Raw genomic sequence first — 13,701 nt, 5'->3', positions numbered from 1 at the left:
ATACTCCTAATTATTACTTATTTTAATTAATTGGATGATGTACAGTCACTAACTTAGTACCATCAGGAAATAATGCCTCTACCTGAACATCAGGTATCATTTCTGGTACTCCCTCCATGACATCATCCCGGGTAAGTAGTGTGGTGCCATAGTGCATTAATTCTGCAACACTGGCTCCATCTCGAGCTTTTTCTAATATTGCTGCAGAAATATAGGCAATTGCCTCGGGATAATTTAGTTTTAACCCACGAGCACGTCGCCGTTCTGCTACAAGTCCTGCAGTAAAAATTAGTAACTTATCTTTTTCCCGCGCATTAAGCTCCATCGCTATTCCTTTTTTAAGTATTCCAAATTCGAGGAAAACAAACTGAGCGCCCAATTAGTTCTGGGCGTAATATTTCCCATAGAGCAATAAACCAATGTCGAGCCGATTCCGTTTCCTGGCCAAGAAAACGAGCAACGACCAAGCCTATTGGAAGTTGGGTAATCCCACCATAGCCCTCAATAGGGAGATTTCGGCATACTTCCAAAATTTTAGCACTTACTGTTCCTGTTGCAAGTAAAGTACCTGCAATAGGATTACCTGCTAACCCTACTGGAGAGTGAAGTAATAAGCTATTGCCTAAAAACTTCATACGCTCACTCCAAAGCAATTGTTGTTGAAAACGTATTTGAAATCGCTGACGAATTTCTCCTTGAGTGAAAAACTCGTTACTACCAGGGCGACCAAGTGCAAAAATATCCCAAGTAATAAACTTTGAATTTATACCCAACTCAACTATTGTATCTAAATAGGCACGGCATCCTGAGAAAAAAATAGATTCTTGAGGTAACCATTCTAAAGTCGCATTATCTTCGATATAGAGTTTTGTGTTTTGATAAGAAGGATGGGAAGAGTGATACCACCGAGTAGCCCCTGGGTTAGTAATTTGTACAGAAGTATTTCTTCCTGCAGATATATGCATATTCAGGGCATCTCCGCCAGCAATGCCTCCAGGGGGATGAAGTAGAATATGTTGGCATACCTCTGGACCTTCAGGGTAGAGATGTTTTTGTACTCTAAGTGGGCCATGATGGCGACGAAGTGTAGGAACGGTACGATTATTGATCCACTGGTAGCCCAATTCTATTTGGGCAGACCAAGAAAATGGATAAGGCGTAGTGTTTTTTATTTGCCTATTCACTACAAATCATCATGTCGATTTAGATTCTCTTCTGGCGTAGTAGCCTCTGAAGGGGAAATGTATTTTAAACTCTTTACATCCATAGCAACAAGCAGCATAAGCCATGTAACAATTACAAAGGGAAGCGTATAAATAGGTAACCCTAAATGCTGTAAAATAATGTTCAAAGCAAAGCTGATCCAAGTAGTTATTATGGTACCTAAAAGGGTATAAATAAAACTAAATTTGGTTAAATGAATAAATAAGCCCCCTAGAGCAATACTGGTTAAAATTGGATTGTAGCTATGTAATCCTAGCTGAATACTCTCCTCACTCACACCAAACACTATTCCAGTTGCTATGGAAAGCAAAGCACTGGCAAGAGCTAGGATTGCATTAATGCGAGAATTAATTAGAATTCCTAACAAGATAAGATAACCTGCGATTGTACTATCCTGTAGAAAAATCTCGCTAAACCCTTTACTAACACCAATATACCAAGTTTTTATAGTGTAACTTGCCTCACTAATAGAATGATAAGAGGGGGCAGCTATAGGATTTAATGAATTGATATTTCCTATTACGCTTACAAATAACCAAGTACATAAAATAAAAGGCATAGTCAGTGCTGGTAAATTCCATGGGGTAAAAAATCGACTTAATCTAACCATCACTAACGTAGATAAACTCGTGGCAATAATAATATGCAGCCATAGGGTATGATCCATTAACAGATGGTGGCTGCTGGCATAGCTACTTATTCCAATCCCAGCTAGTACCCCATTAAAGCCAAATAAGCCATTTTGAATAAATGATTTATCTACTTTGAGTAATACCGCAGTAAGGGTGCTTATTATAACCCCAACTACAGTAGCTATCCCTGCTATTTTAGAAGCAATAAATAAGCCAACTAAAATCATTAAACCGGATACAGGGTTATTTTGTAGCACTACTTGGCTAATACCACGAAGTAAAATACCTATAGTTTGTACAATTGGGCTAGAAGATAAAGGCATGAATAAATATGTTGAAAATCTAAAGAGTGATAAGTTTATAACAATACGCTTGTTAAAGTAGAATAGAAGCAAATTGCTAAATAATAAACATAGAAGGTAGTTTTAAATTTATTAATATAAAGTGAGGATAAATTAAGATGAGTACAGGACAAGGTAGTGCCGGAAATGTAATTGCAGCTTTATGTAGTTTAGTTGTGCCAGGACTTGGACAGTTATTACAAGCACGTTTGCTAAAAGCAATTATTATGTTTGTGTTATGTGCAATTTTATGGTTTTTTATGCTCGGCTGGATTATTCATATCTGGTCTGTTATTGATGCGGCTATGTTTAAGTCATAAGCTTAATCAAGACAATCCATCAGATACGATATGATGTTCGGCCCAGGTAAATAGCCCTTGTACTAATAAAGCGAGGATTGCTGAAGGAATCGCCCCTTCTAGGATAAGCCCAGTATCATCAAGGCGAATCCCAGTTAAGATAGGCTGTCCATAACCTCCTGCCCCAATTAATGCCCCTAGGGTCGCAGTACCTACATTAATGACCGCTGATGTTTTAATTCCTGCAAGAATAGTACGGGCTGCCATAGGCAGCTCTACTAAGCGTAATCTTGCTTTAGATGGCAGACCTAATGCTTGAGCAGATTCTATAATTTGCAATGGAATACTCTTCAGTCCTGTATGGGTATTGCGGAGAATAGGTAATAGACTATATAAAAATAAAACAATCATTGCCGGTGGTCCACCTACGCCAACTAAAGGTATCATGACAACAAGCATAGCCAGTGCTGGAATAGTTTGAATAATTCCAGCTATTCCTATGATAATATGCCCGAACTTAGGGCGATAAGCTGCAAAGATTCCTAAAGGAATAGCCACAATAATTGCTGCCCCTAAGGAAATTCCTACTAACACTAAGTGTTCATAAGTTCGGTTATATAACCGTTGCCAAAAAGTAGACTGAGTAATTTGATAATTTCCTGTACCAAAATTATTTTTTAAAAAATTAACGGCTACTTGAGAATCAGAAATATGATTTAGCTCTACTTGACTATTCATATCAATCATAGCCTGCTGGCTAATTTTTCCAGTAAGCTGCTCTAAGCTATGAACGATTTTAGGTGATTGCTTAATCAGTGTTAAACGATATAAAAAAACAGCCTTATAATGGGGGAAATAGTGTAGATCATCATTTAACACTTCTAATTTATAGTGTTGGATCTCTGCATCTGTAGCATATATATCAATAACCTGTAGGACATTTTGATCCAGCGCTCGATAGGCAAGATCATGATCTAGGCCACGAACATTTTGTTGAGGTAAATGATAATAGGTTTGTAGCCTTGGCCAGCCATCTTCCCTTGCCATAAATTCACTACTGAAGCCTAAAGTAAGCTCCGGGTGCTGAATTAAATCGGAAATATTTCGAATATTAAGATCTTCTGCAGCTTTACCCACCATGCCTAGTGCATAGGCATTATCAAATCCAAGAGGTTTGGTAATTCCAACTCCTTTTTCCGCAAGTATTTGCTCTAACTCACCTTCTTGGATATGTTGTTGTGCAAAAATTTCGTGGATTAAGGTACCAGTATAATCTGGGTAAATATCAATATCCCCATTTAGCAGCCCACGCCAAAGCACCTGGGATCCTCCTAACTTTTTAAGCTGGGTATTTACTCCTTGATTTTTTAACCATTGAGCGGCTAGATTGGCCAGGACAATAGATTCTGTAAATTTTTTTGCCCCTACTGTTACCGTAGTCTCGGCAAAGCTAATAGAGAAACCTATCCATAATATTAAAACCCACCCTACTCTAGACCATTTTCTACCCTTAATTATGGATGGTAATCTTTTAGTGGGCATTGCTGTATACCAAAGTAGGAAGATGAGCAGTTGTGGCTTGAATGAGAATCTAATGGACATCGCTGCGCTTCGATAAATTGTTTTACGAAAGGATCAGCAGGGTTTTCAAGGAAATCTATTACTGTACCCTCTTGGATAATTTTTCCATCTCTTAAAAGGAGAATATGATCGCTAAAATAAGCAGCTTCCCCAATATCATGGGTGACAAGAATGACTGTTTTATGCAGGGACTGAAAAATTTCTCTTAGTTCAGCTTGCATTTCATAGCGGTTTAATGGATCTAATGCACCTAAAGGTTCATCTAACAGTAATAAGTCTGGGTTTAACATTAAAGCACGCATCAATGCGACTCGTTGACGTTGTCCCCCAGAGAGTTGGACAGGATATCGCTTTAAGGCATCTTCAGGAAATCGGGCAAGTGCAACAAGTTCTCTTAGTCTTTGATCTATCTTATTTTGATCCCAATTTAAATAATTTGCTACCAGTGCAATGTTTTCTTGGGCTGTATAGTGAGGAAATAGCCCTCCTTCTTGAATCACATAGCCCATTTTTTGTCGCTGAGCTAAAATATTCTCTGGGGTAAGTTGAGTACCTTCAAAATAAATACACCCTGAATCTGGAGTAATTAATCCAACTATTAATCGTAATAAAGTGGATTTTCCACACCCACTAGGACCAATTAAAGCTGTAATTTGCCCTTGAGAGATATTTAGAGAGGTATGTTGTATTCCAGCTGTAGTACTATAGGATTTAGAGACATTCTCTAAAATTACAATTGCTTTATCTTCTTTTATCCTCTTTTTTCTGGAAGTCACGAATAGTTAGTATAGAGCTGAAGATTGTTTTAGAATAAATTTTTATTTATTAACTTAACAGATAACAAATAGCTATAGAAAAACACGAGTAATTAGCTTATTAAACTTTTATATACTTTTAAAATATAAACAAAAAACTATTTATTTACTTTACTAGCTTATAAACTTCTGTGAGTTTACTTAACCCACTTTTTGGTACTTCTTTTCTTTTTGCATTTTTCTTAGGGCTACTCAGTGCCCTTCACTGCGTTGCCATGTGTGGGGCAATTATAGGTACGCTAACCTTAAGCCTTCCTAAGGAAGTACGGGAAAATAAAAAACGCCTTATTCCTTTTATTTTTGCTTATAACCTAGGTCGAATTACTAGTTACACTACCATGGGACTCATTACAGGTTTATTGGTTCGATTTTTAGGTGTAATTAGTCATGATATGGTAGTGTTAATCGGTATCTCTGGCCATAGCGTGCTACAAGGAATTTCTTCATTAATTATGCTAGGTACAGGGCTTTATATCGCTGGCTGGTTCCCACGGTTTGCCAAAGTAGATCGACTAGGAGTACCCCTTTGGCGTAAATTAGAACCTTTAGGAAGACGCTTAATTCCAGTACGCAGCCTAAAGCAAGCGTTTATCTTTGGTACAATCTGGGGCTGGTTACCTTGCGGACTTGTTTATAATGCTGTGGCAGTTGCCGCAACTACAGGTAGCGGTTCACGAAGTGCACTGACCATGCTTGCCTTTGGGATGGGAACCCTACCTACTGTCATGAGTATTGGAATTTTTACTCTTTGGATGACCTATCTTGCCAAATTAAAACATCTACGCCATGTGGCTGGACTATTAATGATAGCTATGGCGGTAATTAACTTACTTGCTATTCCCCCATCTTGAATTTTTGATAAGACCAATAACGTATTATTTGGCTCTTAACCTCTTTTAATTTATAAGCTCTTTTACTCTATTCTTCTTTAAATTAAGACACCTTATAATCTAATAAGGTATCATTTTTATTATAATTTTATTTAAAAATAAAATGTTATACTGATTCCTTTATCCAAAAATAGCACTCTATATAAATTTAATAATGATGTCTATATTATGACTAGGAGTAAATAAATGAAAAAAATATTAATGAGCCTATGTTGTTTCCTAGTAAGTACTTATAGCTATGCTTGGGAAGTTAAAAATCCTACTGCTGAAACTGCTGACGGAAGCAAACTTGCCGTATTAGGTGAAAGTATAAATAAGGAGTATCAGTTTTTATTCCACTGTAATGCTAATGCCTTAGCACTAGACGTATATTTTAAGCAGCCTTGGAATCAAACCGAATCTGAGATAGAGCAAAAAGGATTTTTTAAATCGTTAGAGATGATCCCAGGAACAGATAAATTCCATGATGTTCACTACTTTAACTATCGAATTGATAGGGGCAATCTTGAGAGAATGATTCTTCAATTAGATCCAGCGAAAGTAGCTCATAAAGGTAAATTGGTTGGGGGCATGGATTCTTATTGGCCTGAAGATTTAATAAGACAAATCGAAAAACAACAAGGAAAAACCTTAAAGGTAGATGGAGGTGGGGTAACCGATACCTTTCATTTAGATGGAATTTACTTAGTGCGTAAAACTTTGGGTAATCAGTGCAATTTTTAATGAGTTAAATCAAAAAATATGGCTAGCATAGAAAAGTTATGCTAGCCATACTTACCAATAGAATTAATTTTGATCTCGCTAGTAACTAACTATAAAAATCAATAGTTCACTTAGCTTCTCTAAATTACAAGCTAGCACAAGAAACTTTAGGAAATATTTATCTCTACTCTTTATTTTACTAACCAAAATAAATTCTATAAACTTTCGGTTTTTCCTAAAAAAAATACTTTCACTCACCCATCCTATCTAAAAAACTGTACTAGTATATAATTAAAATAGTGAGTAGTTTAACTTTACTAGACAAAAAGGTAGTCAAATGAATGGGTTTAAGGCGCTCATAGGCAGTGCACCTGCTTTTGAAGCATTAATACGTAGCACACAAATGGTAGCTACCACAGATGTTACCGCTTTAATCATTGGAGAGACTGGCACCGGTAAGGAGCTAATGGCCAAAGCTATTCATGTTGAAAGCCACCGATTCCATAAAGTTTTTACTGCAATTAACTGTGCAGCCCTGCCAGATGAGCTTGCTGAATCTGAACTCTTTGGTCACCGTCGTGGTGCATTTTCTGGAGCAACTCATGATCATCTAGGACGCTTACGTGCTAGTGAAGGAGGTACGGTATTCCTTGATGAAGTCAATGAACTCTCTCCTGCTATCCAAGCAAAATTACTTCGTTTTTTAGAATCTGGAGAATGTCAGGCTATTGGAGAAACTCATACCCACCATTGTAATGTGCGAATTATTGCAGCTACAAACTGTGATCTACATCAATGGGTAGAGGAAGGGCGTTTTCGCAAAGATCTCTACTATCGTCTTCATGTGGTACCTTTAGCAATACCTCCTTTGCGAGAACGAAAAGAAGATATTAATCCTTTAATTCATCATTTTTGTAATTTTTTTTCTAGGCAATATAAATTAGCCTCTCCTCAATTTAGCAAAACTGCTTTAAGTATTTTAAATAGCTATCACTGGCCGGGTAATATTCGAGAATTACGAAATTTTTGTGAACGGATAGTCGTATTACTACCGGGTAAGATAATTGAACCGCAAAATCTACCTTTTGAAATGCAAGGAAAAGATTCTTCTATCACCACAAAAGCCCCAATTATCACCTTACCAGAAAATGGGTTAGCTTTAGATCAGGTGGAAATTGAACTAATTCATCAAGCCATTGCTAGAGCACAAGGTAATCGATCTAAAGCAGCAAGGCTTTTAGGAATAAGCAGAGATACTTTATGTTATCGAATGCAAAAACATGCCATTGATATTTAAAAGTGAGGAACAATTTAATGGGATTAATTAATCAACTCAGTTTAAGTATATTACTGTTTACATTAGCTATCACTGCTCATGGGAAAGATAGTATTTGGGATAAATCAAAAGTAGATTACTTTGGTCCATCTAATATCACGGTATATCGAGATCCAGGTTGTGGTTGCTGTGAAGAGTGGATTAAGCATTTAGAAAAAAATAACTTCACTGTAAAAGAAATTAAAACCAATAATGTTCAAGCCATTAAGCAGGAGCAGAATATTGCTCCAGAACTAGCCTCTTGTCACACTGCTATTGTTGAAGGTTATGCTATAGAAGGTCATGTACCTGCTGATGATATTAAGAAATTACTCATAGATAAACCAGAAGGTGTTATCGGTCTTACCGTACCTAGAATGCCTACTGGTACTCCCGGAATGGAAATGGGTAACAGAAAAGATCCTTTTAAAGTACTACAGATCAATAAAGACGGTACCACTCAAACTTTTAGCGAATACTTAAAATATTAAAAGCTTGCAGGATTTGATGCCTGCTTTTTTTGAATAGGCGGGCAAGGTATATCTCCATAACTGCAAAATACACAACAATCCTCTGATTTTGGTTTTAAACTAATCTTGCATTTTTCACAAGTATAGAAATATAAACAGGCATTAGTCGGCATGGTTTCTGTCTTCTGATGCCTACAATGGGGACAAATAATGGTAGATTTATCTGCTATTTCCATCTACGAAGTTCGATACTCACTTTGAGGAATCTGTAGGAAATATCCCTTCTCTCGAATGATATTGATAATCTCTTGAGGATTACCTTGGGCTAAGGGAATATTAGGGTGTAGTTCTAACTCCATTACAAAATTTAGTTTCCCTAATATTTCCATTAATTTTTCTGGTACTTGAGAAAAATCCTCTTTCTTTTTTATATATAAATAACTGCCCTCTTTCTTATAACTGCGATAAATAGCACAAGCTTGTAAAGCCACACCATCTTGATAAGATTCTGGATCTACTTCCATCCATGCCCTAGTGTGCGGAAAAAAATAGGCTAATCCTTCAAGAATAGCGGCACTATAATTCCCATCTAATCCTAGAAAACTACCCCAAGCAATATAAAAGTTTTCTTCCGCCCCTTGAGGCAAAGAATCTAAAACTTCTTGCTGAAGCTCTAGATCAGCGTTACGAACAAGTACACTCTTAAAATGAGTAAATAGAGCTAAATCTTTCTCCTCTCCACCTACAAAAACCACCTGATATTTATCAAGACTGTTTTTTTCTATCAAGTATTGTATAGCCGTTACTTTATTAACTTCTTTCGTACTTCCCCAATCCTGTACTAGATTCCAATGTTTATCTTCAATCTCGCAAATTTCTAATTTTTCGCTTTGAATCAAAAAATTAGGTGTAGGAATCTGATGATCTTCAAGGGTACTTTGAATTAATCCAACAGATTGATCAGTTAAATATGTCAATAAAATTTCTGAATATTGAGCTAAATTCTGTAAATATTTATGGGCAGATTGGTATTTTTCTAGCTCTGCATCCAGTAACAGGGTTTGATCAAAATTAATGCAAAGTAAAATTTTTGGTTTCATTGAATGTTAATAAAAAATATGAATGCTTGGATAAATTACTTCAAGAATTAACCATTTTACAAATTTTTCAAGTAAGAGAGTCCGGGAAATTTTTTAATTGCTCGCTGATAATCATGATCCAATAATCTTTTAGCTGCTGAGAAAAAAGTATGTTGGCTATCCGTATTAGGACTAATTATAGATGGTATTAAAGATGATTTATGAATTGTATCTTGAGGTGGTAGCGAAACATCTATTCTCGGAGAAATAATATCTGAAGTAAGTACTTGAGATGCACTCTGTATTCCTAATTCCTTACGCCGCTTCACCTCATCATTATAGTCCGGAGTACCTGCAAACTTCTCTGATAAGAATTGTAATATGGAAGTATGATCCATCAAACCCTTGTAGACCTTATTAGATGGAATCCATGGAGAGACAAACAGAGCTGGAACCCTAGGACCAGTACTTTCAAAAGCGTTAGTGTAAAGGGATTCAACAGGTACTGGAGAGGGGATCATATTTGGGGGCACATGATCAAAAAATCCCCCATGTTCGTCATAAGCAACGATTAACAAAGATCGTTGCCACTTTTCTGGATTATGGGTTAAAGCAGTATAAACCTCCCTAAGGAAATGCTCCCCAGGTCCTATAGGTGTAGGGGGGTGATTATCATTAGGAATCCAACCAAAATGAATAGGTGAGTCTGTATAAGATGGTTCAATAAAAACAACTTGCGGCATTTTCTCTACAGATTCCTCAACCCAATCCGCTGGTAAATCTTTAAAACTATGAAAATTTGATCCGAGTACATCCTCAAATCGGTCAAATAACGTAAAAAAAGAAAACCCACTATGGTAAACACGCCAGCTAACATGATGAGCATTGAGCCAATCAAAAATAAAGCTGCCGGGAACAATAGGAATAGGGCGAGATTTAGTATCATCAACGGTAGCATAACCACTATAGGCAACAGAACGATTAGGTTGAGTATCGGCAGGCACTGGAGCAAACCAGTTATCACATACTGCATATTGATTAGCAAGAAAACTAGACATAGGTGTATCTATCGGAGAAAGGAACCCCATTGGAGGAGGATTTATCGTTTTGCTTTTTGTTTGCAAATAATAAGCCTCCACAAAACCGCTCATAGAAAATGTATTTCCTTTTTTTGCAAGCTGGGTAGATACCATTGGTCTACTATGGGGTAAATCATAAGGTAAAGGACCATCTTGTAAAGGGAAAGGTCGATATTCTCGGTGATCTAAAAAGTTTGTATAGCTAGGGTTTGTCTCTGCATGTACTAACCCATTGATATCTTTTCGATTACCATACCAAGGCATACTCAAATGCCCAAGCACATTATCAAAGGAGCGGTTTTCCATCATCACAATAATAATGGTTTGGATTTGATCAAGAGCTTTCATAAATACTCCCTATCTAATAGGTTTTGATAGTTTATATATGATCAATAAATATAGTATGTTGTTTGAATAATTTGATAGTTTACAATCCGTTATTTTAGAAAATTAAGAAGTAGAATTTTTAGCCTCATTACATTCTTACCAAGAAGTTTAGACTCTCTATGACTAATAAAAAAGAATTATCTGAACGGGATATTTGCACTAAATATATTACGCCTGCACTGATTCAAGCAGGCTGGGATTGCCAAAAACAAATTAGGGAAGAAGTTGGTTTTACTGCTGGACGGATTTATGTTAAAGGGAATTTAACTACCCGGGGCAAACAAAAACGAGCTGATTATATTCTTTACTATAAACCTAATATCCCAGTAGCAATTATTGAAGTCAAAAACAACAATCATTCTATTAATGCAGGGATTCAGCAAGGGCTAGATTACGCCAGAATTTTAGATATTCCTATGGTATATAGCAGCAATGGGGATAGTTTCCTTGAACACGATCGAACTCTAACCTATGGACAAATAGAGCGGGAAATTCCTTTAAATCAATTCCCTTCACCCGAACAACTTTGGCAACGTTATCAACGCTACCAAAGGATTACCACCCTAGAAGAAGAGCATATTATTGCTCAAGATTACTTCTTTGATGGCACCAAACGCAGTCCACGCTACTATCAGCAAATTGCTATTAATCGTACCGTAGCCGCTATTGCTAAAGGTCAGCAGCGAATCTTACTTACCATGGCAACTGGTACGGGTAAAACCTATACTGCTTTTCAAATTATCTACCGACTATGGAAAGCTGGCATTAAAAAGCGAATCTTATTTTTAGCCGATCGCCACGCCTTAATTGATCAAGCACGACGAGGAGATTTTCGACACTTTAAAGATAAAATGACTGTGATTCAAAATAAAAATATTGATAAATCCTATGAAATTTATCTTGCTCTTTATCAAGGGCTTACTAGCTATGATGAAAACACCGATGCTTTTCGTGAATTTAGCCCTCATTTTTTTGATCTCATTGTGATTGATGAATGCCATCGGGGAAGTGCCGATGAAGACAGTGCTTGGCGAAAAATCCTTGAATATTTCAGCTCTGCTACTCATATTGGGCTTACAGCAACCCCTAAAGAAACCAAAACCATCTCTAGTACGGAATACTTTGGCGATCCTATTTATACCTATTCACTCAAACAAGGAATTCAAGATGGATTTTTAGCACCTTATAAAGTGATACGAGTAGGTTTAAATATAGGTCTAGATGGTTGGCGACCTGAAGCAGGAAAGAAGGACAAAAATAACCAACTGGTAGCAGATCGAATCTACAACCTAAAAGATTATGATCGATTCCTTGTCATTGATGAACGCACCCAAATTATTGCTCAAAAAATCACTGACTACTTCACAAAAACTGGAGATCGATTTGCCAAAACCATTGTATTTTGCGTAGATATTGAGCACGCTGGGCGGATGCGGACTGCTCTAGCCAACGCAAATAGTGATCTTATGGTGCAAAACCCAAAATATGTGATGCAAATCACGGGAGATAACGAAGAAGGCAAGCGAGAATTAGATAATTTTATTAATCCTGAAGAGCGTTACCCTGTAATTGCCACCACCTCCAAACTCATGACCACCGGTATTGATGCTCAAACCTGTAAACTCATTGTGCTAGAGAGCAACATTGGCTCCATGACGGAATTTAAGCAGATTATTGGATGAGGCACTCGAATTAATGAAGGTTTTGGCAAAACCTTTTTTACTATTCTAGATTTTCGCCGAGTTACCGATTTATTTGCCGATCCAGATTTTGATGGAGATCCGGTGCAGATTAAAGAAATGCACCAAACTGATGAGTTTGACACTCCAGAACAAGAAATAGCTAATAGTGCACTTGATCTTGATGAAGATGGGGTAAAAATTCAGTTTTCAAATTTTTATGAAATAGATAAAACAGAAAAACCTACCATCATCAACGATGGAGAGATTGCCGATTCTCCAGCCACCTATGGTAAATGCTATGTCAATGGGGTGAATGTCCAAGTACTCCATGAACGGATTCAGTATATGGATTCCCATGGCAAACTCATTACTGGCAGCTTAAAAGATTACACCAAAGCTAAAGTCAAGGAACATTATCCATCTTTAGATCAATTTTTAACCAAATGGCACAGTGTAGATAAAAAACAAGCCATCATTGATGAACTCATGGAACAAGGAATTATTTTAGATAACTTAAAAGAAGCCATTGGCAAAGAAATGGATCTGTTTGATATGATTTGCTATACCGCTTTTGATCAGCCACCCTTAACTCGTGCCGAACGGGCAAAACAAGTAAAAAAACGAGATTTATTCACCCAATACGGGGAGCAAGCCAGAAAAGTACTAGATGCCCTATTAAATAAATATGCCGATGAAGGCATTGAGTCCATTGAAGATATGAAAATTCTTAAAATTAATCCATTTAACCAGCTCGGTACGCCAATGGAGATTATTCATCTTTTTGGTGGTAAACCTCAATACTTACAAGCTATTGCCCAATTAGAGCACGCCCTTTATCAAGTCGCTTAATTTAAAACAATAAAAATTATGACCAACATTGCCAGTATTGTAAAATCAGCCCGGGACATCATGCGTCAAGACACAGGTACCGGTAGCGATGAACTACGTATCCTCCAACTAGGTTGGATGCTCTTTCTAAAAATCTTCAGTGCTAAGGATGAAGAGCTAGAATTAGTAGATGATAATTACTTATCCCCTATTCCTCCTGAATTCAGTGGGCAGACAATGATGAGGGAATTACCAGTGATGCGCTGATTCAATTTATTGATCAAAAACTGTTCCCTACCCTTGCTAATCTGGACTTATCCACGGCTCACCCCCGTGCCCTATTGGTGCATGAAGTGTTTGCCAATAACTATAACTAC

The 13,701-nt window shown here is 37.0% G+C and carries 14 protein-coding genes and 1 pseudogene; 7 read left to right on the top strand and 8 right to left on the bottom strand.

Features of this window, described 5'->3' with window-relative positions:
• Positions 1-22: 22 nt before the first annotated feature.
• From ureA to yut, 3 genes are read right to left on the bottom strand one after another with little or no spacing between them, the layout of a single operon-like run.
• Complete coding sequence (gene ureA / locus OOL07_RS02440; protein ID WP_264694793.1) at positions 23-325, bottom strand: urease subunit gamma; 303 nt, start codon at positions 323-325, stop codon at positions 23-25.
• Between the two features lie 13 nt (positions 326-338).
• Positions 339-1,184 (bottom strand): urease accessory protein UreD, encoded by an 846-nt coding sequence (locus OOL07_RS02435; RefSeq protein WP_319804020.1) that lies wholly within the window; start codon positions 1,182-1,184, stop codon positions 339-341.
• Positions 1,184-2,179 carry an urea transporter gene (gene yut, locus OOL07_RS02430; protein WP_264694792.1) on the bottom strand — a complete coding sequence of 332 codons (996 nt, stop codon included), beginning with the start codon at positions 2,177-2,179 and terminating at the stop codon, positions 1,184-1,186. Before yut ends, OOL07_RS02435 begins: the two co-directional genes overlap by 1 nt.
• Positions 2,180-2,316: 137 nt before the next feature.
• On the opposite strand from yut, the gene OOL07_RS02425 reads away from it, so the two are divergent.
• Positions 2,317-2,517, top strand: a complete 201-nt coding sequence (locus OOL07_RS02425; protein ID WP_264694791.1) for a hypothetical protein — start codon at positions 2,317-2,319, stop codon at positions 2,515-2,517.
• Between the two features lie 6 nt (positions 2,518-2,523).
• Here OOL07_RS02425 and OOL07_RS02420 read toward each other — a convergent pair whose 3' ends face one another.
• Complete coding sequence (locus OOL07_RS02420; protein ID WP_264694790.1) at positions 2,524-4,038, bottom strand: ABC transporter permease/substrate-binding protein; 1,515 nt, start codon at positions 4,036-4,038, stop codon at positions 2,524-2,526.
• Complete coding sequence (locus OOL07_RS02415) at positions 4,011-4,853, bottom strand: ATP-binding cassette domain-containing protein (protein WP_264694789.1); 843 nt, start codon at positions 4,851-4,853, stop codon at positions 4,011-4,013. The genes OOL07_RS02420 and OOL07_RS02415 overlap by 28 nt, the downstream gene beginning before the upstream one ends.
• A 170-nt stretch (positions 4,854-5,023) precedes the next feature.
• On the opposite strand from OOL07_RS02415, the gene OOL07_RS02410 reads away from it, so the two are divergent.
• From OOL07_RS02410 to OOL07_RS02395, 4 genes are all read left to right on the top strand, one after another.
• The gene (locus OOL07_RS02410; protein ID WP_264694788.1) at positions 5,024-5,743 is read left to right on the top strand and encodes a sulfite exporter TauE/SafE family protein; all 720 of its coding nucleotides are present in this window, start codon (positions 5,024-5,026) and stop codon (positions 5,741-5,743) included.
• Between the two features lie 225 nt (positions 5,744-5,968).
• Entirely contained in the window at positions 5,969-6,505 is a 537-nt protein-coding gene (locus OOL07_RS02405) for a hypothetical protein (RefSeq protein WP_264694787.1), read from the top strand.
• Positions 6,506-6,821: 316 nt separating this feature from the next.
• Positions 6,822-7,781 (top strand): sigma-54 interaction domain-containing protein, encoded by a 960-nt coding sequence (locus tag OOL07_RS02400; RefSeq protein WP_264694786.1) that lies wholly within the window; start codon positions 6,822-6,824, stop codon positions 7,779-7,781.
• Positions 7,782-7,798: 17 nt separating this feature from the next.
• A complete protein-coding gene (locus OOL07_RS02395) occupies positions 7,799-8,290 on the top strand; it encodes a DUF411 domain-containing protein (protein ID WP_264694785.1) in 492 nt (163 codons plus the stop codon).
• Here OOL07_RS02395 and OOL07_RS02390 read toward each other — a convergent pair.
• From OOL07_RS02390 to OOL07_RS02380, 3 genes are read right to left on the bottom strand one after another with little or no spacing between them, the layout of a single operon-like run.
• Complete coding sequence (locus OOL07_RS02390; RefSeq protein WP_264694784.1) at positions 8,287-8,505, bottom strand: GDCCVxC domain-containing (seleno)protein; 219 nt, start codon at positions 8,503-8,505, stop codon at positions 8,287-8,289. The two genes, OOL07_RS02395 and OOL07_RS02390, sit on opposite strands and share 4 nt — an antisense overlap.
• Positions 8,506-9,369 carry a YcgL domain-containing protein gene (locus tag OOL07_RS02385; protein ID WP_264694783.1) on the bottom strand — a complete coding sequence of 288 codons (864 nt, stop codon included), beginning with the start codon at positions 9,367-9,369 and terminating at the stop codon, positions 8,506-8,508.
• A 56-nt stretch (positions 9,370-9,425) separates the two neighbouring features.
• Positions 9,426-10,775 carry an alkaline phosphatase family protein gene (locus tag OOL07_RS02380; RefSeq protein WP_264694782.1) on the bottom strand — a complete coding sequence of 450 codons (1,350 nt, stop codon included), beginning with the start codon at positions 10,773-10,775 and terminating at the stop codon, positions 9,426-9,428.
• Between the two features lie 158 nt (positions 10,776-10,933).
• On the opposite strand from OOL07_RS02380, the pseudogene hsdR reads away from it, so the two are divergent.
• Positions 10,934-13,345 (top strand): annotated as a pseudogene (gene hsdR / locus OOL07_RS09250) (EcoAI/FtnUII family type I restriction enzme subunit R).
• An 18-nt stretch (positions 13,346-13,363) separates the two neighbouring features.
• Positions 13,364-13,591 (top strand): hypothetical protein, encoded by a 228-nt coding sequence (locus OOL07_RS02370; protein WP_264694781.1) that lies wholly within the window; start codon positions 13,364-13,366, stop codon positions 13,589-13,591.
• The last annotated feature ends 110 nt before the right edge of the window (positions 13,592-13,701 follow it).

It is taken from the genome of Candidatus Nitrosacidococcus sp. I8 (assembly GCF_945836005.1).
Lineage (GTDB): Bacteria > Pseudomonadota > Gammaproteobacteria > Nitrosococcales > Nitrosococcaceae > Nitrosacidococcus.
The sequence above is the reverse complement of the archived record's forward strand: the minus strand, read 5'-3'. Positions and strand labels throughout refer to the sequence as shown.

Coding starts and splice junctions, on each gene's coding strand:
- OOL07_RS02390 (WP_264694784.1), bottom strand. CDS start 8,505: ATGGAAATAGCAGATAAATCTACCATTATTTGTCCCCATTGTAGGCAT.
- OOL07_RS02400 (WP_264694786.1), top strand. CDS start 6,822: ATGAATGGGTTTAAGGCGCTCATAGGCAGTGCACCTGCTTTTGAAGCA.
- OOL07_RS02425 (WP_264694791.1), top strand. CDS start 2,317: ATGAGTACAGGACAAGGTAGTGCCGGAAATGTAATTGCAGCTTTATGT.
- OOL07_RS02405 (WP_264694787.1), top strand. CDS start 5,969: ATGAAAAAAATATTAATGAGCCTATGTTGTTTCCTAGTAAGTACTTAT.
- OOL07_RS02370 (WP_264694781.1), top strand. CDS start 13,364: ATGACCAACATTGCCAGTATTGTAAAATCAGCCCGGGACATCATGCGT.
- OOL07_RS02395 (WP_264694785.1), top strand. CDS start 7,799: ATGGGATTAATTAATCAACTCAGTTTAAGTATATTACTGTTTACATTA.
- ureA (WP_264694793.1), bottom strand. CDS start 325: ATGGAGCTTAATGCGCGGGAAAAAGATAAGTTACTAATTTTTACTGCA.
- OOL07_RS02385 (WP_264694783.1), bottom strand. CDS start 9,369: ATGAAACCAAAAATTTTACTTTGCATTAATTTTGATCAAACCCTGTTA.
- yut (WP_264694792.1), bottom strand. CDS start 2,179: ATGCCTTTATCTTCTAGCCCAATTGTACAAACTATAGGTATTTTACTT.
- OOL07_RS02420 (WP_264694790.1), bottom strand. CDS start 4,038: ATGCCCACTAAAAGATTACCATCCATAATTAAGGGTAGAAAATGGTCT.
- OOL07_RS02380 (WP_264694782.1), bottom strand. CDS start 10,775: ATGAAAGCTCTTGATCAAATCCAAACCATTATTATTGTGATGATGGAA.